Origin of the sequence: Blautia sp. TF10-30, assembly GCF_003481245.1 — a bacterium.
Lineage (GTDB): Bacteria > Bacillota > Clostridia > Lachnospirales > Lachnospiraceae > Fusicatenibacter > Fusicatenibacter saccharivorans.
Map to the genome: position 1 here is coordinate 238761 of NZ_QUKM01000001.1, position 19233 is coordinate 257993.

Here is a 19233-nt window from a genome sequence, read left to right on the forward strand (position 1 = left end):
ACGTCTACTTGTTCCCTTCCAAGCCTTTTTCCATGTTCCATAGTATAAATGGTGATTCGAAATCTGTCAAGACTTCTGCTTTCCGTTTTTTCATCTATTTTTAATATCCGCGGTCCTGATCCATCATATACAGGAGTGCGTTGCAGATGCACGCCGCGATATTGCTGCCGCCTTTTCGTCCGCGTGCCACGATATACGGGATATTGGTCTGCATAATCAGTTCTTTGGACTGTACCACATTGACAAAGCCGACCGGAACTCCGATGATCAGCGCCGGTTTTATTTTTCCTTCCCCGATCAGTTCATAGAGGCGGACCAGTGCCGTCGGCGCATTTCCAACCGCAATAATCAGCTTTTTATCCAGCTCCGCCGCTTTTTCCATGCAGGCTGCCGCGCGGGTGCTTCCGGTTTCTTTTGCTCTTGCTGCAACATCTTCGTCTGACATAAAGCAGAGCGCTTCACCGCCGTGGCGCGCAAGCACCTTTTTGTTGATGCCGGATCTTGCCATCTGCGTATCCGTCACAATGCAGGCTCCCTCCCGGATCGCCTCGATGCCTTTTGCCACCGCATGCTCCGAAAAGCAGAGATTATCCGCATAATCAAAATCCGCACTTGTGTGGATACACCGCTTTACAACCAGTTCCTGATCCTCTGGAAACGTTCTTCCGTTTAATTCTTCCGTGATAATTTCAAAGCTTCTCTTTTCAATCTCGTGCGGGCTTACCTGCTCCAGTTCTATCTTCATCTTTATGCCCCTTCTTCCAGAATTTGATAAATCTTCTTCATGTCGAGATGCTCGCGCAGCGCATCTGCGAGAATATCGTACTGTGTCTCTTTGAATGTCTGGTAATCGACACCGTGAATCTGCTCCATGGCAATTCCCTTATTCTTTGCAAGTGCTTCCACGATCCGCTCGGCAACTTCTTCTTTGTCGAAAATGCCGTGCACATACGTACCGTACACATTTCCTTTCTGTGCACCGTCCAGCTTATCCGAATCAGCACGGTTCTGATCATCGATGAGCGTGAATGCTTCTGTTTCTTCTTTCCGCACCGTTTCTCCCATATGGATTTCATAGCCCTCAATCCGGGTTCCCTCGATCCCGGCAAGAACGCCTTCTGTTTTTCCAAAAGCGCCCTCCGCGCGGGTTCTCGTCTTCTCACCGGCAAATACAGTATCCATCGGCAGGAGTCCCATTCCTTTGATCGTTCCGCCGGCTTCGACATGCAGCGGATCGCTCAGCGTATCTCCGAGCATCTGGAAGCCGCCGCAGACACCGAAAATTACTTTTCCGGCCGCAGCCGCCTTCAGTACGGCCGCTTCCAGACCATTCTGACGCATCCAGAGCAGATCCTCCATCGTGTTTTTCGTTCCCGGAAGCAGAATCATATCCGGATTTTTCAGTTCGGAGACAGAGCTTATGTAGCGGAGTGATACGCCTTCGATCCGCTCGAACGGGTTGAAATCGGTGAAGTTTGAAATACGCGGGAGACGGATGACCGCAAGGTCAATGAGACCGATCTCCTCTTTTCTGGTGAATCGCTCGGTCAGACTGTCCTCGTCTTCCACTTCGATGTGGAGATACGGCGCCACGCCGACCACCGGGATGTGTGTTTTTTCTTCCAGCATCACAACGCCCGGGTCCAGGATGGTTTTGTCCCCGCGGAATTTGTTGATAATCAGACCCTTGATGCGGTCGCGCTCATCCGGCTCTAAAAGCTCTACGGTACCGTAAAGCTGAGCAAAAACGCCGCCGCGGTCAATATCTCCGACGAGGAGCACCGGTGCATCCACAAGCTTTGCCATTCCCATATTGACGATATCATCGGCTTTCAGGTTGATCTCCGCCGGACTTCCGGCTCCCTCGATCACAATGATATCATACTGTTCTTCCAGTGCATGGTACGCTTTCATGATGTCCGGGATCAGCTCTTTTTTGTGGGAAAAATATTCCCGCGCACTCATGTTTCCCAGTACCTCACCGTTTACAATCACCTGCGAACCGGTGTCATTCGTCGGCTTTAACAGAATCGGGTTCATCAAAACGGACGGTTCGATCCCGGCCGCTTCCGCCTGCATGACCTGTGCACGTCCCATCTCAAGGCCTTCTCTCGTAATAAACGAATTCAGCGCCATATTCTGTGATTTGAACGGCGCCACACGGTATCCGTCCTGATGGAAAATCCGGCATAAGCCCGCCGCAAGCAGACTTTTTCCCGCATTTGACATCGTTCCCTGTATCATAATTACTTTCGCCATCGTTTTTCCTCCTAAAACCACTGCAGAATCTGTGAAACGGCTTCTGTCAGAATCTGGTTTTCTTCATGTGTGCGTACGGCTGCACGGTAATATCCGTCGGCAAGGCCCGGGTAGTTGGAACAGTCGCGGATCAGAATGCCGCCTTTTTCCAGCCGTGCGGCAAGTCCTTTCGGTCCCTCAAAGAACAGATAATTTGCACAGGAATCCCATACGGTAAGACCTGCTTTTTCCAGTTCTGCTTTCATCCAGGCGCGTTCTTTTCCGATCAGTTCCCGTGCTTCTTTGACGTAAGCATCCTCGTTCAGGGCGGCAAGGCCTGCCATCTGCGCCGGAATCGAAACATTCCACGACTGCATGCTGCGGCTGATCCGATCCAGCAGATCCTCGTCGCTGCAGAGCAGATAGCCAAGACGCAGGCCCGGCATTGCGTAAATCTTTGTGAACGCACGCAGAATCAGCAGATTCGGATATTCGTCCAGTTTTCCCTGCATCGTCACTTTTTCCGGCTCCGGCAGAAATTCTATGAAACACTCATCCAGCACCAGATAGATGTTACGCTCCCGGCAGTTATCCAGGATCTTTAAAAGAAGTTCCTGCGGAATCGTAAGGCCGGTTGGATTATTTGGATTACATAAAAAAACAAGATCCAGATCGTCGGTCAGATCATCGCAGAAATCGTCCTGTAAAAGAAAGCCTTTTTCCTTTTGCAGCAGATACATACGGATAAAACACCCTGCCGCTGAAAGTGCTGCTTCATACTCTGCAAATCCCGGCGCTGCAATCAGCGCTTTTTTCGGGCGGAGAGCCTGTGTCAGGGCAAAAATAAGCTCCGCGGCGCCGTTTGCAAACAGAATATTTTCTTCTGGAAGCTGCTCCTTTTCCGACAGTACCCGGGTCAGGTCCCGGCACAGTGCGTCAGGATACTGTTCCACCGATTCCGCGCTCTTTCTCACCGCCTCTTTCACACTTTCCGGAGCTCCAAGAGGATTGACATTCACAGAAAAATCGACTCTGCATTTTTTCGTGTAAATGTCTCCTCCATGTGGATTTTGTCTCATACCATATGCCTTCCTTTCTCTTTTCCGTTGTGTTTCTATCTTCTCTTTTTACAGAAATAAAAAGATCGCGCGGATTCCCGCAAAGAACACCAGTCCGAGGAACGAGGTCAGATACATCAGATGATTTGCTCTTTTGATATCTTCCGCCTCGACCGGGCGGATGTCATCGCCGATCGTTGGTTTCTTTACGACTTTGCCGAAATACACGGCATCTCCGGCAAGCTGTACTTCCAGCGCCCCTGCCATAACTGCTTCTGTCTGCGCAGAATTTGGGCTGGCGTGGCAGTAACGGTCGCGTTTGTAAATTTTTTCTGCATTTTTCCAGTTCATGCGCTCGCATGCAGACGCAAGAATCATCAGCCATGCGCTGATTCTCGCCGGTATGTAATTGACGACATCATCCAGCTTTGCCGCACACCGTCCAAAATACAGATATTTGTCATTTTTGTATCCCACCATGGAATCCATGGTATTGATGGACTTATACAGAAAGCCTAATGCCGGTCCGCCGATGGCAAGAAAGAGGAGCGGTGCAATGACACCGTCCGACGTATTCTCCGCGATCGTTTCCACGGCAGCTTTCGTCACTCCTGTTTCCGAAAGATTTTCCGTATCACGTCCTACGATCATGGAAACCGCATAGCGCGCCCCCGGAAGATCGTTTTCTTTTAATTTCTGATAGACCTTCATGCTCTCATCCTTCAGGCATTTCGTTGCCGGAATCTGCCAGCACCAGAGAACCTCCAGAAGGAAGCCGATGACCGGATGAATTTTAAATGCCGCAAAGAGCAGCAGTGCCGGAACACCGTATCCCGCCAGACAGACGAGGATCACGAGAAAAACTCCTCCGGCAAGCTCTCCCTTTGGCGTTTTCGGAAATACCTTCCGCAGCCATTTTTCCAGCAGGGCAATGAGATTTCCGATCACACGGATCGGATGGTACAAAAAGGAGGGATCTCCAAGCAGCAGGTCCAATCCATAGCCCACAATCAGGGCTGCTAATGCTGTTTTCATCTTGTTTTCTCCTGTTCTTTCCGGTAAGAGACACACTGCTCCAGAAATTCCAGTGCGAGGTGCGGACTTGCCATATAGTAAAGATGCGGGAATCCCGCCATCATCCGTTTTGTCGCATGAATGCATTCCCAGTTCCGCTTCCGCAGCGGTTTTGCCGCATGCCATGCACTTCCGCAGTCTGTGCTGTCAAAGTAATGGAACTCATGGCCGCGCACCGGATTTCCGCCGTTCCGAAAGGTATCCTTCGTGTTTGGCGTGAGGGTGATATAGCCGAATCTTCCCAGCTTTTTTGTCCGGTAAACATTTCCCGGAACAGCCTGTACCATAGGATACACATTTCCATCCATATCCTCCATGGATTCTGACAGGTACATATAACCGCCGCATTCTGCAAGAACCGGCATTCCCTGACGGATGTTATCGCGGATCTTCGTTCTCATGGTCTGGTTTTCCGAAAGCTCTTCTGCGTGCAGCTCCGGGTAGCCGCCGCAGAACAGAAATCCGTCTGTATTCTTTGGCGGCTCCGCATCGGAAAGCGGCGAAAAATATTCGATTTTGGCTCCAAGCGACGCGAGAAGCTCCAGATTATCCCGATAAAAGAAACAGAATGCTTCATCCTTTGCAACGGCAAGAATCGGCTTCGCAGCACGCACCTTGGCGGCTGCTTCGCTTTCTGTCACCTTACGCAGGACTTCCGGCATTTTTCCCGAGAGCTCTTCTGCCCCTTCTGCAATCGCAAGAATTTTTTCAAAATCCAGTGTCTTCTGCAGTGTTTCTGCAAGCAGATTGACCTGCTCCTGCAGATTTTCCACCTCATCCGGCATCACAAGGCCGAGGTGGCGGCTTTCTAAGTGGCATTCCTTCAGTTCCGGCACAAAGCCGACACAGGAAATGCCAAGTTCTTTTTCCGCCATCGGCGCGATCTCCCGGTACAGCATCTCTGACATCCGGTTAAAGATTACACCGGCGATCCTGCTGTCCTCTTTGTACTGCAGGTATCCCTTGATAAAGGCAAGCGCTGAAACGCTCATGCCTTTGGCATCGACAACCAGAAGAACCGGCGTTTTTGTCATACCGGCGAGATCGTAGGCGCTGCCTTTGGTAGAAATTCCGCCAAGACCGTCGTAATACCCCATAACGCCTTCCAATACGGAAATGTCATGACCCGCTGCATGTTTGCAGAACAGATACTGTGTTGTTTCTTCCTCTGTGAAAAACGGATCCAGATTACACGACGGGGCGCCGATTACCTGTTCGTGAAACATCGGATCGATATAATCCGGGCCGCATTTAAACGCTGCGGGCTGCTTTCCCATCTGCTGCAGTGCACGGAGCAGTCCGCAGGTGATCATCGTTTTCCCGCTTCCGCTCCTTCCTGCTGCCAGCATGATTCTTGGTGCTTTCATTCTTTGGCACCTCCCTGGGCTGTAAAGATATAAACCGGATTCTGGGCAATCATCAGATGGCTTCTTCCGGCCTTTTTCGCATTGGAAGCCTGCAGGCAGACGATTTCCGGCTCTTCAAACGCAAGTTTTTTGAAACACGATGCTGCCTCCGCTAATGTTTCCACGGTTACTGTATTTAATACCACGCGGATGTTCGGATTCTTCCGCAGGAGCAGTTCCAGAATCTCTTTTAAGTTTCCGGCAGACCCGCCGATAAATGCATGCGTCGGAACCGGGAGTGCTTCGAGTGCTTCCGGTGCAGTTCCCTCAATAATTTCCAGATGATCCACTGCAAATTTCTTTTTATTTTCCTGCAGAAGTGCAACGGCTGCCGGATTTTTTTCTATCGCATATACCTTTCCCTGTGCTGCACGAAGCGCCATCTCAATCGAAACAGAACCTGTGCCCGATCCAATATCATAGACAACAGAATTCGAAGAAAGTTGCAGATGAGAAAGAGATGCATTGCGCACTTCCCGCTTGGTCATCGGTACTTTGTCACGCAGAAATACTTCATCTGCCATGCCGGCTGTAAACTCCGGTTCCGGATTCGGGTTTTCAAACAGAAGAACCGCAAGCGGAGCAAACTCCATTTTAGCAAGTTCGAATGGGGTTCCTGTCACAATCTGTTCTTCCGGATACGACAGATCCGTTCCCACATGTAGCACAATCTGCTCCCAGCCGTACGAACTTAACGTCTGGCAGATTTCCCTGACACTGCCCTTTCCGCCGGCGATCGCCAGAGTTTTCCGGTTTCGGCGGACCGTCTCCAGAAAGTTGCAGTGCTGCCCGTGCAGGCTCACAAATGCTGCATCCTCCCAGGACACTCCGATTTTGGCACAGAAATAAACCAGCGAAGAAATTCCCGGCTCTACACGGACAGAAAAATCCGCATCTTCCGCAAGGACGGCCTGAAGTTTCTTTGCTCCGCTGTAAAAGCCGACATCACCCGACTGCAGAAGAACAATCTTTTCATATTCCGGGTGCGCCTTCAGATACTCGTAAATCTTTTCCGGGCTGTATTCTGCAAGCATTGGCTTCTGATATTTTTCTACTGCTTTTGTCATGCGTCCCGCACCGATCAGCACATCCGCCTGCTCACACGCGTCTACGAGCGCCAGCGTCATCTGTGCTTCTGCACCAGGTCCGATTCCGGCGATCACGACGTCCCGTTTCACGGACAGATCAAATTTTTCAACGAGATACCGCTTGACCTCGTCCTCCGAGAGTCCTTCTTCCTCTTTCGGACGGCCGATCAGAACGACACGGACACCGGCCTTTTTGGCTGCCTCAATTTTTTCTTCAAAGCCGCCGTTTCTTCCGGATTCCTTCGTTACCATCCATTCGGCATGGAACGACTGCAGCATTGCAACGTTCATGTCCATAGAAAACGGTCCCTGCATGCCTATGGTATGTGCGGCATCAAATCCAAGTTCCGCGCAGGATGCAATTACGCCTGGCAACGGCAGCACCCGGGCATACACACGGTTTTTATAATCCGGAAGCTCTGCAAATTTTGCGAGTTCCTTGCTTCCTGTTGTCACCAGAATCTTTCCCTCTGTACCCGCCAGATACGATACCGCTTCTTCTGTCGTATCGACCATGACGCAGGATGGATCTGCCGCAAGCGACGGCCGCAGCAGCCGAAGATACGTTTTTCCTGCTTTTTCACATGCAGACCGGATATTTTCCGACACAAGATCGGCATACGGATGGGTTGCATCGATAACCATTTCCGGCTGTTCTTCGCCAAAAAGCTGTTCCATCTCTTCTTCTGTCAGTCTTCCGCTTCGAACCGTCAGGGCACCGCCCTCCTCGATCCGGCACTTGCCGTATTCTGTCGCCGTACAGGCAAGGGATGCAATCTCATATTTCTTCAGAAAACTGCAGATTTCCCGGCCTTCCGTCGTTCCGGCAAAGACGATTACTTTATTCATAGCGATATCCCCTCGGCGTTACCATGTGATCCCGGATTTCCTTTGTCTGACTGTTTCCGATAAATACCGTCGTAAACATATCCACTTTTGTATTGCGAAGTTCTGCAAGCGTCATGGTCCGGCTCGTCTCCCCGTCTCTTCCGATCTGGCTTACGATTCCGCAGACGGTTTCCGGCGCTTTGTAACGAAGCATCAGATCACACGCTTTTTCCAGATAATCCGCTCTCTTATGGCTTCCCGGGTTATAAAGACAGATGACAAAATCCGCTTCCGATGCCAGCAGAAGACGTTTTTCAATTTTCTCCCACGGTGTCAGAAGATCGCTCAGGCTGATCAGGGCGAAGTCGTGGATCAACGGTGCACCAAGAACGGCAGCGCCTCCCGTTGCGGCGGTCACGCCTGGAATTACCTTAATTTCAATATCAGGCCATTCTTCCGAAAGCTCATACATCAGACCTGCCATACCGTAAACGCCGGCATCTCCGCTGCAGATCATAGCAACCTGTTTTCCCTCTGCCGCAGTTTCAAATGCCAGACGGCAGCGCTCCACCTCTTTCCGCATCGGCGTCGTCAGAAATTCTTTTCCTGCAAAATGTTCTTTTACCAGATCCACATAGACGGTATAGCCGATGATCACATCGCAGTTCCGCAGCGCATCCGCCGCCTCGATCGTCATTTTTTCATATGCTCCGGGGCCGATGCCCACGACAAAAATTGTACTCAAAATACTGCCCTCCAGTCCGCCGCAGCCAGTGCAACTGTTACACCGTCCGCTGCCTTTTTTTTCTTTATCAGTCTGCCGCCGGCGAGAACTGCGCTGCGCTCACAGACATTGTCAATTCCTGTAATCTTCTTCACAAACGGAGACGGCGTAAATTCCCCCTCCGCCGTTTCCAGTTCTTCTGCAGAAAAGGTCCGGTACTGCCAGCCATACTTTTCCACCAGCTGCAGAATTCCCGGCTCCTGCGCTTTCAGATCAATACTTGCCGCCTGTCGAACTGCTTTTGGAGAAATCCCGGCCGCCGCAAGTGCCGCAAGAACCTTTTCTTCAATCCGGCCGGCCGGTGTATTCTTCTTACAGCCGATGCCGACGGTAATCACCTTCGGGATCAGGTGAAGTGTTCTCTCATATGGCGAATCCTCTTCCGATGTGGTAATGCAGATTCCCATCGACGGTTTTGCCGCCTCTTCCGGGATCAGTTCCTCCGGTTTTGTTCCCTCCACCGGAAAACGGCTGCAGAATCCAACCGTTTTTCCGTCCACCAGAAGCGCCGCTGCCTCTTTTGCCAGCTCCATCTCACAAATTTCACAATGATTTTTTACAGCAAAGACATCGACCGCAAACTTGTGATTGACATCCGTTGCCGTTGTAATGACCGGAACCGCACCCGTTACAGCTGCAACTTCTTCCGTCAGCTCGTTTGCTCCGCCGATATGGCCGGAAAGTAATGAAATCACAAACTTTCCCTGTTCATCCATACACAGAACCGCCGGATCTGTCTTTTTACTTTTCACGTACGGTGCAATACTGCGCACCGCAATCCCGCACGCCCCGATAAACAAAATCGCATCCATTTTCTGAAACATGCGCTCTGTCCATGCAGGAAGCGACGGTGCAATCGCAGGAATTCCCGCTTCTTTCCCGTACTTTTCCAGTGCATATCCTTCACAGCTGTGTTTTTTCAGTGCCGCACAGAGTTTTTGATTCCAGACGCATCCGTTTCTTGTAAAACTTGCTATGGCTATTTTCATCTTATTTTTCTGCCTCTCGGAATTCGGTGGTAAACGCCGGATTGTACAGATCACTTCTGCGGTAATTTCCCTGGGAAACGGCATTTCCGATGATCATCAGCGCTGTCTTGGTGATCTGGTTCTTTTTCGCCGTCTCGGCAAGTGTTCCAACGGTGCAGACGAACGTCTTCTCCTCCGGCCAGGTTGCTTTGTAAACGATCGCTGCCGGAGTATCTGCCGTATAGCCGCCTGCAATCAGCTCACGGGAAAGTTCCTCTAAGAGTCCCGTGCTTAAGAATACAACCATCGTTGCCTGATGTGCCGCAAAAGACGCAATGCTCTCCCGCTCCGGAACCGGTGTTCTTCCGGCCATTCTGGTGATGACAACACTCTGGGAGATATCCGGCAGCGTATATTCCATTTCAAGGGCAGCAGCCGCTCCGCAGAAAGAGCTGACACCCGGACAGTCATCGTGAGCGATTCCAAGGGCATCGAGCGCATCAATCTGTTCGCGGATTGCACCGTACAGGCACGGATCTCCCGTGTGGAGTCTTGCCACAGTCTGGCCTTTGCTTTCGGCCTCTTTCATAACATCAATCACCTGCTCCAGCGTCATGGTTGCACTGTTATATACCACACAGCCCTCTTTTTTCAGATCCAGCAGTGCCGGATTGACAAGAGAACCTGCATAAATGATAATGTCCGCCTCACCAAGCAGCTTCTGTCCTCTTACCGTAATCAGATCCGGGGCTCCAGGGCCCGCTCCAATAAAATGTACCATCTATTTTTTCCTCTTTTCTTTTACAATAATCAGTGAATAGTAACTTGCCTGGTCCGGGATTTCTTCCGCGCTGAAATACTTCTGTTCCGTATCCATGCCGCAGTTTTCTACCATCACCGCCCGGCAGTTCTTTTCCTTCAGGAACTGTTTCACAGCCGGCATCTTTTTACCCGCTTTCATCAGAACCTTTGTTCCTGAAAGTTCCAGTGCATCTTCAATCTGATAAGACGCCGGAATCACATGCAGTTCTTCGGAATTTTCCACCAGTCCCTCGGAAAGAGATGCTGCTGCCGCGCAGAACGATGTAACACCGCTTACAATTCTCGCATCGTAACCGTCTTCCAGTACCCGTCTGTGTACATAAAGGTAGGTAGAATACACGGTTGGATCTCCGAGTGTCAGAAATACTACGTTTTTTCCTGCATCCAGCAGCTCCTCTATTTTTTCTGCACCGCGCCGGTGATTTTCCTCCAGTTCTTTGGCATTCTTTGTCATCGGCATTGGAATAGCAACGAGCTCTTTTTCTGCCAGTTCCGGCACTGCCTGAACAGCAATCTGGTAGGCAATGCTCTCTTCCGGTTTCTCTCCTGGTACTGCAATCGTATCATTTTCCCGGATCAGACGGACGGCCTTTAACGTCATAAGCTCCGGGTCTCCCGGTCCGATTCCTGTTCCAAATAAAATTCCTGTCATTTTGTTTTTACTCTTTTCTGTTTTCTTTTTCTTCCTGCTCCCGCAGGCGCTCCAGAAGTTCTCCCGCTCCCGGGGTTTCCCCGAGCAGGCCCTCATTGCTTGAGAAAACAATCGCCTCCGTCTGCACTCTGCCCTCAATATGGTAATTCATGTAAAAAGCAATTTTTTCTGTCACTTTTTCCATGGTCTCTTTCAGGCATCCTGCTTCCTTTAAAATCTGCACCGCTTCTTCCGTCGTTCCGGTCTCCAGCAGTTTTTTTGCCAGTGCAAGATCCGCCCCTGCACGCACCGCCTGCGCCGTAAGAAGCTCCGCACGGCAGTCTGCCTCATGGGAATGGGTATTCATAATTCCGCCGGACACCTTGACAAATTTTCCAAGATGTGCCACAAAAAGGATGGCGTCAAAGCCGAGCTCAGCTGCAAATTCCAGTGTTTTTCCGACGTAATTACTGCACTTAACGGAATGGTCTGCACGGACCCACGGATACGTTTTTAAGAAGTCCTGTCCGTAATTTCCCGGTGTCACCAGAAGGACGCGGTCACCCTGTGCTTTCCGCATTTCCATCTCGACGCGGATCGTGGAAATCAGCGCCTCCTCGCTCATCGGCACTACAATCCCGCTCGTTCCAAGGATTGAAATGCCGCCGGTGATGCCAAGTCTCGGATTGAATGTATGCTTTGCCAGTTCTTCCCCTTCCGGTACGGAGATGATAACCTGCAGTGCGCGGAAATCATCGAGTTTTTTCTGAATCTCCTCCACATTCTCGCGGATCATCTGGCGCGGTACATGGTTGATCGCCGCGTTTCCGACCGGCTGATCCAGCCCCGGCTTTGTCACACGCCCGACGCCGAATCCTCCATCGATTACAATTCCCTCTTCTGTTCCAAACGTCACTTCCGCGTAAATCAATGCTTTATCTGTCACATCCGGATCATCCCCGCCGTCTTTTCGGACGGCACAGCTTACTTTTTCGGCACTTCTCCGGATATCCAGCAATTCCAGATTCAGAACAATGCCCTTTGGCGTATGGATTTTCACTTCCTGTATTTCTTTCCCGGAAAGCAGCATAAACGCCGCTCCCCGCGCTGCCGCTGCAGCGCAGGAACCCGTCGTATATCCCATGCGGAGTTTCTTGCTGCCGCGCATAATATATGCATCTTCCAAGCCTGTCCTGCTCATGTTTTTCTCCTTAACAGATCCGGCGGTTTTTCTGCCGGATCACGCGATCTATTTTATCATAACACACAATGAAAAAATGCTGAACCATTTTCGCATATTTTTTCAAAAAAGATCAATTTTTCCCGGCTGTTTTTCTATCTCAGAAACTTATTCTTTTCCCAGCTTCCTGTTGCTTCAAACTCCGCAGCTCTTCTTTCTGCCTGTTTTACAATTTTTTCATCAATTCCCATATTTCCAAGCAGCGCAATCGCATTCTTTCCTCTTGCCGGCCCCTGTTCCAGGCGATACGGGAAGGAAATACTCTGCGCGGTAATCTGCTCTTCAAAATGATAATTGGTGTAGAGATCTTCCAGCAGATACGTCAGTTCAGTATCATGTGTTGCTGCAAGACAGAGCACATTTGCACGGCGCAGGGCAGCAAGCACATTCTCTGACGCTGCAATCCGCTCCGTCGTGTTTGTTCCCCGCAGCACCTCATCAATGACGCACAGAAGCGGTGTTTTTTCACGGCTTGCCTCCAGAATCCGTTTTAAAGATTTTACTTCCACAACAAAGTAACTCTCTCCCTGTGCCAGATTATCGCGGAGTGCCATGGATGTCATGATCCGGCACACAACACCGCGGTACCGCTTCGAAAGACTCGTGTTCAGTGCCTGTGCCAGAATTGCATTCACTGCCATGTTTTTCATAAATGTGGATTTTCCCGACGCATTCGAGCCGGTCAGCAGAATTCCGCCCTCCGCATACAGACTGTTTGCCACCGGATGTGTCAGAAGCGGATGATAAAGCTCCTCCACATCGATCCGACAGCCCGCCTTTTTCTCATCCAGGAATTCCGGCCGGCAGTAATACGAAAGGCTCTCCCGGTACGATGCTGCAGACAGTGCAAAGTCCAGGAGTCCAAGATCCTCTGCCATCTGCAGAATCGCTTTTTCATACGATTTCACTCCGGAAACAACCGAAGAATACTCGATCAGATCCAGCAGAAAGAACGTGTGAAAGTATGCAAAAATCATGTTTGCTGCACCGCCCTGCGATTCTTTCGTATTCACAAGTGTTCTGCATTTTCTTGTAATCGGACGGAGTTGTTTTTCCTGTTCTTCCAGACGCTTCTGATACATTTCCAGTCCGGAAATTTTTTCTTTTCCAAGTTCCCTGGCTGTCCGCTGCAGCCGCAGGATACAGCCAAACGCTTTTAATGCACTCTCCAGCTTTTTGCTCTCCCTTCCATGCATCAGTCCGTTGCCGACCATAGAAGCAAACAGAACAGCCACACCCAGCGGAGGCAGTGCAAACAGCAGTCCAATTCCAAGCACAGCAATACCGGCCATCAGAAGATATTTCCCCTTCTCTCCCGGCTCCGCCTCCATCAGTACGGCTATTTCTTCTGTCGGCGGATTCATCTTTTCTTTTCCCATCAAAAGAAGTGCTTTCTGCACTGCTTCTCTGGCTTTTTGGTTCTCTGCAAAAAGCTTCATCAGCCGTTCCCGCTCTTCCCTGATTTCTGTTGTTGTGACCGGCATCCGAAGCGCCGTGTACAGATATTCTTCCCCGCACACCGACACTGTGTGGTCAACTGTGTCAAAAACCGCATCGAGATCCAGGTCATTCCAGGTAATCGCGTCCACGCAGAAGTTTTCCCCTGCTTTTCGTCTCAGACACGCTTCCAGTTTTTCTTTCTTTTCCCGTGCCGTCCGTTTCTCCTGCTTTTTTCCCCATTTCTTCCGCAGTTGTACCAGCTTCTTTTCCTGTTCATTTCTGTTATTCTGTACCATCCAAACTCCCAGCAGTATCAGAACAACAAAAATTCCTGCTGCCGTGTACAGTTCTTTCATGTCTTATCGCCATCCTTTTTCCTGCTCTGTATCATAAGTCTTTTGATTCTGTCTTATTCTAGCACAGAACCCTCTTCCCTTCCAGATTTTGTTGCAAAAATCATCTCCACCGCCGCATGTACAGCCAGTCTCTGTGAACTGCTGCCGTCACCAATGCAGGTGGAAAGGGTAAGTATCTTTTGAACTTCCTTTTCCTCACCGCTGCCAAAGATAATGCTGTTTTCTTTTCTTTCCTGTACCCATGCATTCCAGTCCGCATCGCTCCATGCTCCCAGCCGGTAAACATCACTTTTGGCATCCGTCTCCTCCACACTCCAAATACGGCACTGCCATGCTTCACCCGGCAAATACAGGTACAGATACGGAAATTCCTGTTCCCACGACGTCTCACGATACTTTTTCAATCCTCCGAACATCGTTCCATCCCGCATATTATGCCCATATAAAATCGTGTGACGTTCAGAAAAATCCTCCGGTGTATCACACGGTGCAAAAATACTGCCGTAAATCCGCTCCCTGCAAAACGCATCGTGTGTCAGATAATATGCGTTATCCTGCCCGTGCGCAACCGGAACATCTAAGGCGCAGCCCGGAATCCAGAGCCACGCGCAGATTTCTCTATTTTTTGATCGAAGTCCCGCAAAATCAATTGTCCGAAACAGATTTTGATCTGTACTGCCCGGTTCCTGCTCCTGCACTTCTTCGCTTTTTTCGTTTTCCTCTTTGTTCTCTTCTTTTTCTTCTCTGACATACATCTCCACCGCTTCTTCCTGTTCTTTTCGAATCTGCCGGCTTACCTGAATCTGCGGCAGATACCAGAAAAAAAGCGCCGCCAATGTTAGAACTGCAATCCCCCTTCTTTTTCTGCTGATTTTTTCTCTCTCCATTTTGTTTTCATTCCACCACCCGAACCGATGGTGGAATGTTTTTCCGTTTTGTTATTCAACCGGAATCCGGTTTTTTACAATACTGTTGTGTCCATAATCATCCCAGCGGTATTTCTGATTTTCAAATACAACCTCACTTTCTTTGGGATGTCCGCAAAGATTTACCGATACCGAAAAGACGCGCGCAGGATCTTTTCCATATGCCGGCTCTTCTAGTTTTTTCACGGTAACATTCTTCGTACCTGTCACCTGCATAAGCGAATACCGCAACACCTTCTTCTCCTGTACCCGGTAATCGTTTCCTGCCGGAATTCCCCGGATCTGTACCGACTGTTCCGTGTAGCCGTCCTGATCTGTCGTTTTCTCCACCTGTGTTTTTGTAAACGTAAGATAGCATTGGTATGTATGTTCTTTTCCATACAGATCCTTTCCCTTCACGGAAAACAGAAACGTTGGATTTCCATGTGCCCATGTAATCTCATCCGCCTTGATCTTCTTTGTAATTGTCAAGGTTTCACATGCAAGATCCTTCATCGTCACGGTCTGCACTTCCTGTTTTGCCTCCAGCACAAACGAAAACGGTTCTGCCGCAAGGTATCCATCCGGCGCGGCCTCCTCCACAAGGACATAAGAACCCGACTTTAATTTTTCCAGTTCATGCGGGCCGCTTTCTCCTGAAATCCAGCTGTCCACACGGTTTCCATCCATATCTTTTAATACCAGCTTTGCGCCGGAAATTCGTTTTCCGCTCTCTGCATCTATTTTTTCAATTGTCAGATGTGTTCCATCATTTTCGACCGTCACCGACAGTTCCGATTTACCGTCAATTTTTCCGTTTTCTACCACAAATTCCCGGCATGTGCTGTCCAGCAGATAGCCCTCCGGAGATGCTGTCTCCTGATAGTACCAGACACCGTCCAAAAGTCCCGTCAGCTCAATTTTTCCATTTGCATCCGTCTTTTTTGTCTCATCAAAACTTCCATCTTTCGTCCAGATATGAAAGGCTGCTCCCTGAAGCACTTTTCCGTCTCCCTGACTTACTTTCTGCAGAACAAAACGGTTCTTCCAGTTTGTAAACGTCAGTGTGATCTGTGCGTTTTGTTCCCCGATCGTTATTTTCTTTTCCGTCGGATCCAGCACATATCCATTTGGAGCCGCCGTTTCCCGCACAAGATACGTTCCGTACTCCAGCCCGTCTTTGAACGCCTCTCCATTTTCATCCGTTTTCAGCACAGCTGCTACCGCCTGATCCGGAAACAGCACTGTTCCGTTTACCGTTGTAATTGCTCCGCTCGCAATCACCTGATATGTTGCACCAGAAAGTGCTTTCCCTGAGTTTTCTTCCGTCTTTTTTATCTTCAGTGAGCCTGTTTTTCTTGTGTTTTCTGCCTCCAGATGGATCGTCTGCATGCCTTCCTTGTCAATGGAAAATTCCTGCTCCCAGCTTCCTGCATAACCAGCTGGATTCTTTGTCTCCACAACACGGAATTTTCCATTTTCACTGTCTGTATCCAGAATTCCCTCCAGCAGATAAGAACCCGTTTTTTTCACCCAGTTCATCTTTTTGAATTCACTCCAGGTGTTGTTTTTCCAGCGGTACACGGTAAATTCTGCACCCGAAATAGCTTCTTTTGTCTCTGCATCCATTTTTTTCACTACAAGATCTCCTACTTTCGACAGATGACAGGGAACGTTCGCTGTGTAACCAAATTCCGAAGTATTCCACGGCACAACAGTTATTCCCGTTTCCCGGGATGCTCCATGCCAGTTGTTGTACGTACTGGAAGTATCGTTTACAAAATTATCCGGCCATTTTTTCGGTGCTTTCACTCCGCCGCCGGGACCAGTTACCGCGTCGTTAGTGCCTCCATCATAGAAAATCATCGTCTGGGAATTTCCTTCAAAGGTAAATGTAACCCAGCCTTCCGAATTTTCCGGAGTTGTTCCACCGTCCGGCTCAGAGCCGCGTCTTGCCGACCAGATCGCTTCTGTTCTGGCATCGTAGACGATTCTGGCATCTGCCTCCTTCGTCAGATAGATATGTTCTGTCTCATCAGCCAGATAAAAGCCCTGCTTAAAGTCCAGATCTGAAAGTGTAAAATATCCTTTCACATTCAGCGGATTTCCTTTACTGTCGTAATAAGCAAACCGTACCTTGATCCAGAGCAGACCTTTAATATCAATGACCGGCTTATTGTGGTCAATCGCCACGACTACCGCATCCACGTCCTCATACCCTGATGGTACAACCGTGTTCTGCCAGTCTTCCAGCCAGATCCGCATCGTTATATTTTCCCCGTGGCACTCTCCAACATTCGTATATTCCGCATACATTTTTCCTTTTTTCGACTCCAGCGGCGTGAAGGAACGGAGATTACTCCATCCCTTCACATCGGCCGCCGGCCACCATGTGGAACAGCATTTCGAATGGCTCTCTCCGTTTTTGCAGAACAGATTGTCCCAGGTACTTCCATCTGTACTTCCAAAACGGATTTTTGTCTCACTTCCGATCAGCGGGGTAAAATCATATCGGCCGTCAATAACAGAGTCCGATGATACAACTTCTCCGATTCCGGCTTTCGAAAGAGAAGGAAGACTCGTAAGACTCGAAGCCAGAACATCTTCCCGAAAACAAAATCCCAACAACAGCAGAATTCCTGCGAGAAACCAGAAGCTTTTCTTTGCTCTTTTCATTCTTTCCTCCTTTCAGACCGGCCCGCGGTAAGAAACAGGAAGGCTCCTGTCACGGCAATTCCAATGGGGACCGCTGCTGACGGATCGCGCAGACCTGTTTTTGGCGCGCTGTGCCAGATAGAGGGGCCTTCTTCCTGCGGCAGATCTTCTCCTTCGACAGAAAAAATCCATTTTACCCCGCTTTTCCGAAGTGCCCATTCATTTCCAAGTTCTGACGGCACACGGATTGAAAAACAGATTTCTTTCCGTTCATCTGGACTGCATATTCCAAGACTTTTTGCTGCCCATAGTCCCTCACTCTCTAAATCACCTTCATAAATCACGCTGTCTCCCTCTCGTATTTCCAGTTTCACCTTGGAAAGCAGTTCTTTTTCTGTTTCACTGAGTTCTTCCGGAAGTTCCGTCCGCAGAAAAAATTCTGCACGGCTTGCTGTCGTGTTCACCAGTGTGAACGTATCTTCCCATTCATCTCCCGGCATCAGCACTGGAAAGTTCCGAAAGAAATTGTCGGGTGCCAAGATCAGATTCCGCGCTGCTCCTTCGTACGAAACGGTGAGGAAGCTCTGCTGCGAAACCTCCGAAACGGTATTATCCGCCTCGTGGACACACTGTTCAATTTCCAGTTCTTCTCCCCACGGAGCTTCTGCCGTAAAATCCGGCATCACATTCGCTGCCTGTACGGCCTCCGCCTGGATTTCAACGGACAGCACCTGTCCCTCCGCCTCACTGGTCCACGCAGATGGAATGGTGATTGTACGGAAAAAATCGACAGATTCCTGCTTTCCCAGCACTTTGGGATAATAATAATACTCTCCTGCTTTCAGCCAGACGTCCTCGATTCCCCCAAGGTCCTCTTCCCCCAGACGGTAATCCTGCGTTTCTTCCTCATCAAACACAGGCTTTACCCGGACATAGCATGGTTCAGCATAATTGGTGATCCGCGGAATTTTTGAAATCACCTGGGAAGGCAGTACAATGCCGTTTTCCGGTCCCTCATACTTCTTTTCTCCATCCCCGTCTTCCTCATATTCCCAGATTCCAATATTTACATCTCCGACAGCTATTTTGTTAATGGTCTCAACACTGCTCCGGTAATATGCATACGTTCCGCTGATTCCCATCAGAAGACTTGCCGCCGCACATCCGATCCTGACGCGTTTTCCTTTCATGTCTGACCACCTCTCTCATAAGCATCCCATGCCTCCCGATAGCCGTGAAATACCATATTCCCCTTCTGGATCTGCACCGATTCCTCATAGACCGAAACCTCAAGTTCTTTCTGTTCCATTTCTTTTGCAACGCGGATTCCGGTAAACAATTCCGTCGTGCTTTCGCCTTCTGAAACCGGTTTTTTGTAATAATAGTAGTCATCTTCTCCTTTTACCCAGTTTTCCGTATCAAGTCCCTCAATCGCTTCAATTGGTTCACTGAATATAAGTGCCGCTCGAATATAGCAGGCAACGGAACCTTCATTTCTGATTTTTACTCTCTTTACCACACTTTTCCCTGGCGGTACGGGCGTCGGTGTCGGAAATTCTTCATCGATAGTACTTGTATTATGTCCGAACACCATACGATTCCAGACACTCTCGTGATCTGTAAAATACGCCGAAGTTCCCGGCAGCAGCCAAATGGCCGCCGCCATCGTACACCCGGCCGCACCCGCAAGGAAAAACAGCCGTTTCGTCTTTTTCTTCATCTTTTGTCCCCCAGAAAACT

16 protein-coding genes are annotated in these 19233 nt (G+C 49.6%); all 16 read right to left on the reverse strand.

Going from position 1 to position 19233, the window contains the following annotated elements; all coding sequences use genetic code 11:
• Nucleotides 1-100: 100 nt before the first annotated feature.
• Complete coding sequence (locus DXD02_RS01095; RefSeq protein ID WP_055218068.1) at nucleotides 101-745, reverse strand: precorrin-8X methylmutase; 645 nt, start codon at nucleotides 743-745, stop codon at nucleotides 101-103.
• A 2-nt stretch (nucleotides 746-747) separates the two neighbouring features.
• Nucleotides 748-2259 (reverse strand): cobyric acid synthase, encoded by a 1512-nt coding sequence (locus DXD02_RS01100; RefSeq protein WP_118666268.1) that lies wholly within the window; start codon nucleotides 2257-2259, stop codon nucleotides 748-750.
• 11 nt (nucleotides 2260-2270) lie between these two features.
• On the reverse strand, nucleotides 2271-3317 hold the full coding sequence (gene cobD / locus DXD02_RS01105) for a threonine-phosphate decarboxylase CobD (RefSeq protein ID WP_118666269.1): 1047 nt from the start codon (nucleotides 3315-3317) through the stop codon (nucleotides 2271-2273).
• A gap of 48 nt (nucleotides 3318-3365) precedes the next feature.
• Nucleotides 3366-4331, reverse strand: coding sequence for an adenosylcobinamide-phosphate synthase CbiB (gene cbiB / locus DXD02_RS01110; RefSeq protein WP_118666270.1), 966 nt, complete (start codon nucleotides 4329-4331; stop codon nucleotides 3366-3368).
• A complete protein-coding gene (locus tag DXD02_RS01115; RefSeq protein ID WP_117509017.1) occupies nucleotides 4328-5737 on the reverse strand; it encodes a cobyrinate a,c-diamide synthase in 1410 nt (469 codons plus the stop codon). Before DXD02_RS01115 ends, cbiB begins: the two co-directional genes overlap by 4 nt.
• On the reverse strand, nucleotides 5734-7713 hold the full coding sequence (gene cobK / locus DXD02_RS01120; RefSeq protein ID WP_117801002.1) for a precorrin-6A reductase: 1980 nt from the start codon (nucleotides 7711-7713) through the stop codon (nucleotides 5734-5736). The genes DXD02_RS01115 and cobK overlap by 4 nt, the downstream gene beginning before the upstream one ends.
• Nucleotides 7706-8437 carry a precorrin-3B C(17)-methyltransferase gene (cobJ, locus tag DXD02_RS01125; protein WP_022462307.1) on the reverse strand — a complete coding sequence of 244 codons (732 nt, stop codon included), beginning with the start codon at nucleotides 8435-8437 and terminating at the stop codon, nucleotides 7706-7708. The genes cobK and cobJ overlap by 8 nt, the downstream gene beginning before the upstream one ends.
• On the reverse strand, nucleotides 8434-9465 hold the full coding sequence (locus tag DXD02_RS01130; protein ID WP_118666271.1) for a cobalt-precorrin 5A hydrolase: 1032 nt from the start codon (nucleotides 9463-9465) through the stop codon (nucleotides 8434-8436). The genes cobJ and DXD02_RS01130 overlap by 4 nt, the downstream gene beginning before the upstream one ends.
• A gap of 1 nt (nucleotide 9466) precedes the next feature.
• The gene (gene cobM / locus DXD02_RS01135) at nucleotides 9467-10225 is read right to left on the reverse strand and encodes a precorrin-4 C(11)-methyltransferase (protein ID WP_022462305.1); all 759 of its coding nucleotides are present in this window, start codon (nucleotides 10223-10225) and stop codon (nucleotides 9467-9469) included.
• Nucleotides 10226-10918, reverse strand: a complete 693-nt coding sequence (cobI, locus tag DXD02_RS01140; protein ID WP_022462304.1) for a precorrin-2 C(20)-methyltransferase — start codon at nucleotides 10916-10918, stop codon at nucleotides 10226-10228.
• A gap of 7 nt (nucleotides 10919-10925) precedes the next feature.
• A complete protein-coding gene (cbiD, locus tag DXD02_RS01145; protein WP_055226415.1) occupies nucleotides 10926-12098 on the reverse strand; it encodes a cobalt-precorrin-5B (C(1))-methyltransferase CbiD in 1173 nt (390 codons plus the stop codon).
• A gap of 134 nt (nucleotides 12099-12232) precedes the next feature.
• Nucleotides 12233-13933, reverse strand: coding sequence for a MutS-related protein (locus tag DXD02_RS01150; RefSeq protein WP_118666272.1), 1701 nt, complete (start codon nucleotides 13931-13933; stop codon nucleotides 12233-12235).
• Between the two features lie 53 nt (nucleotides 13934-13986).
• On the reverse strand, nucleotides 13987-14820 hold the full coding sequence (locus tag DXD02_RS01155; RefSeq protein WP_118666273.1) for a class B sortase: 834 nt from the start codon (nucleotides 14818-14820) through the stop codon (nucleotides 13987-13989).
• A 51-nt stretch (nucleotides 14821-14871) separates the two neighbouring features.
• Nucleotides 14872-17514 carry a SpaA isopeptide-forming pilin-related protein gene (locus DXD02_RS01160; protein ID WP_118666274.1) on the reverse strand — a complete coding sequence of 881 codons (2643 nt, stop codon included), beginning with the start codon at nucleotides 17512-17514 and terminating at the stop codon, nucleotides 14872-14874.
• Nucleotides 17511-18683 (reverse strand): hypothetical protein, encoded by a 1173-nt coding sequence (locus DXD02_RS01165; protein ID WP_118666275.1) that lies wholly within the window; start codon nucleotides 18681-18683, stop codon nucleotides 17511-17513. The genes DXD02_RS01160 and DXD02_RS01165 overlap by 4 nt, the downstream gene beginning before the upstream one ends.
• The gene (locus tag DXD02_RS01170) at nucleotides 18680-19213 is read right to left on the reverse strand and encodes a hypothetical protein (protein WP_022462298.1); all 534 of its coding nucleotides are present in this window, start codon (nucleotides 19211-19213) and stop codon (nucleotides 18680-18682) included. Before DXD02_RS01170 ends, DXD02_RS01165 begins: the two co-directional genes overlap by 4 nt.
• Between the last annotated feature and the right edge of the window lie 20 nt (nucleotides 19214-19233).

Coding starts and splice junctions, on each gene's coding strand:
- DXD02_RS01150 (WP_118666272.1), bottom strand. CDS start 13,933: ATGAAAGAACTGTACACGGCAGCAGGAATTTTTGTTGTTCTGATACTG.
- cobD (WP_118666269.1), bottom strand. CDS start 3,317: ATGAGACAAAATCCACATGGAGGAGACATTTACACGAAAAAATGCAGA.
- DXD02_RS01165 (WP_118666275.1), bottom strand. CDS start 18,683: ATGAAAGGAAAACGCGTCAGGATCGGATGTGCGGCGGCAAGTCTTCTG.
- cobM (WP_022462305.1), bottom strand. CDS start 10,225: ATGGTACATTTTATTGGAGCGGGCCCTGGAGCCCCGGATCTGATTACG.
- DXD02_RS01155 (WP_118666273.1), bottom strand. CDS start 14,820: ATGGAGAGAGAAAAAATCAGCAGAAAAAGAAGGGGGATTGCAGTTCTA.
- cbiD (WP_055226415.1), bottom strand. CDS start 12,098: ATGAGCAGGACAGGCTTGGAAGATGCATATATTATGCGCGGCAGCAAG.
- DXD02_RS01115 (WP_117509017.1), bottom strand. CDS start 5,737: ATGAAAGCACCAAGAATCATGCTGGCAGCAGGAAGGAGCGGAAGCGGG.
- cobI (WP_022462304.1), bottom strand. CDS start 10,918: ATGACAGGAATTTTATTTGGAACAGGAATCGGACCGGGAGACCCGGAG.
- DXD02_RS01160 (WP_118666274.1), bottom strand. CDS start 17,514: ATGAAAAGAGCAAAGAAAAGCTTCTGGTTTCTCGCAGGAATTCTGCTG.
- DXD02_RS01095 (WP_055218068.1), bottom strand. CDS start 745: ATGAAGATAGAACTGGAGCAGGTAAGCCCGCACGAGATTGAAAAGAGA.
- DXD02_RS01170 (WP_022462298.1), bottom strand. CDS start 19,213: ATGAAGAAAAAGACGAAACGGCTGTTTTTCCTTGCGGGTGCGGCCGGG.
- cobK (WP_117801002.1), bottom strand. CDS start 7,713: ATGAATAAAGTAATCGTCTTTGCCGGAACGACGGAAGGCCGGGAAATC.
- cbiB (WP_118666270.1), bottom strand. CDS start 4,331: ATGAAAACAGCATTAGCAGCCCTGATTGTGGGCTATGGATTGGACCTG.
- DXD02_RS01100 (WP_118666268.1), bottom strand. CDS start 2,259: ATGGCGAAAGTAATTATGATACAGGGAACGATGTCAAATGCGGGAAAA.
- DXD02_RS01130 (WP_118666271.1), bottom strand. CDS start 9,465: ATGAAAATAGCCATAGCAAGTTTTACAAGAAACGGATGCGTCTGGAAT.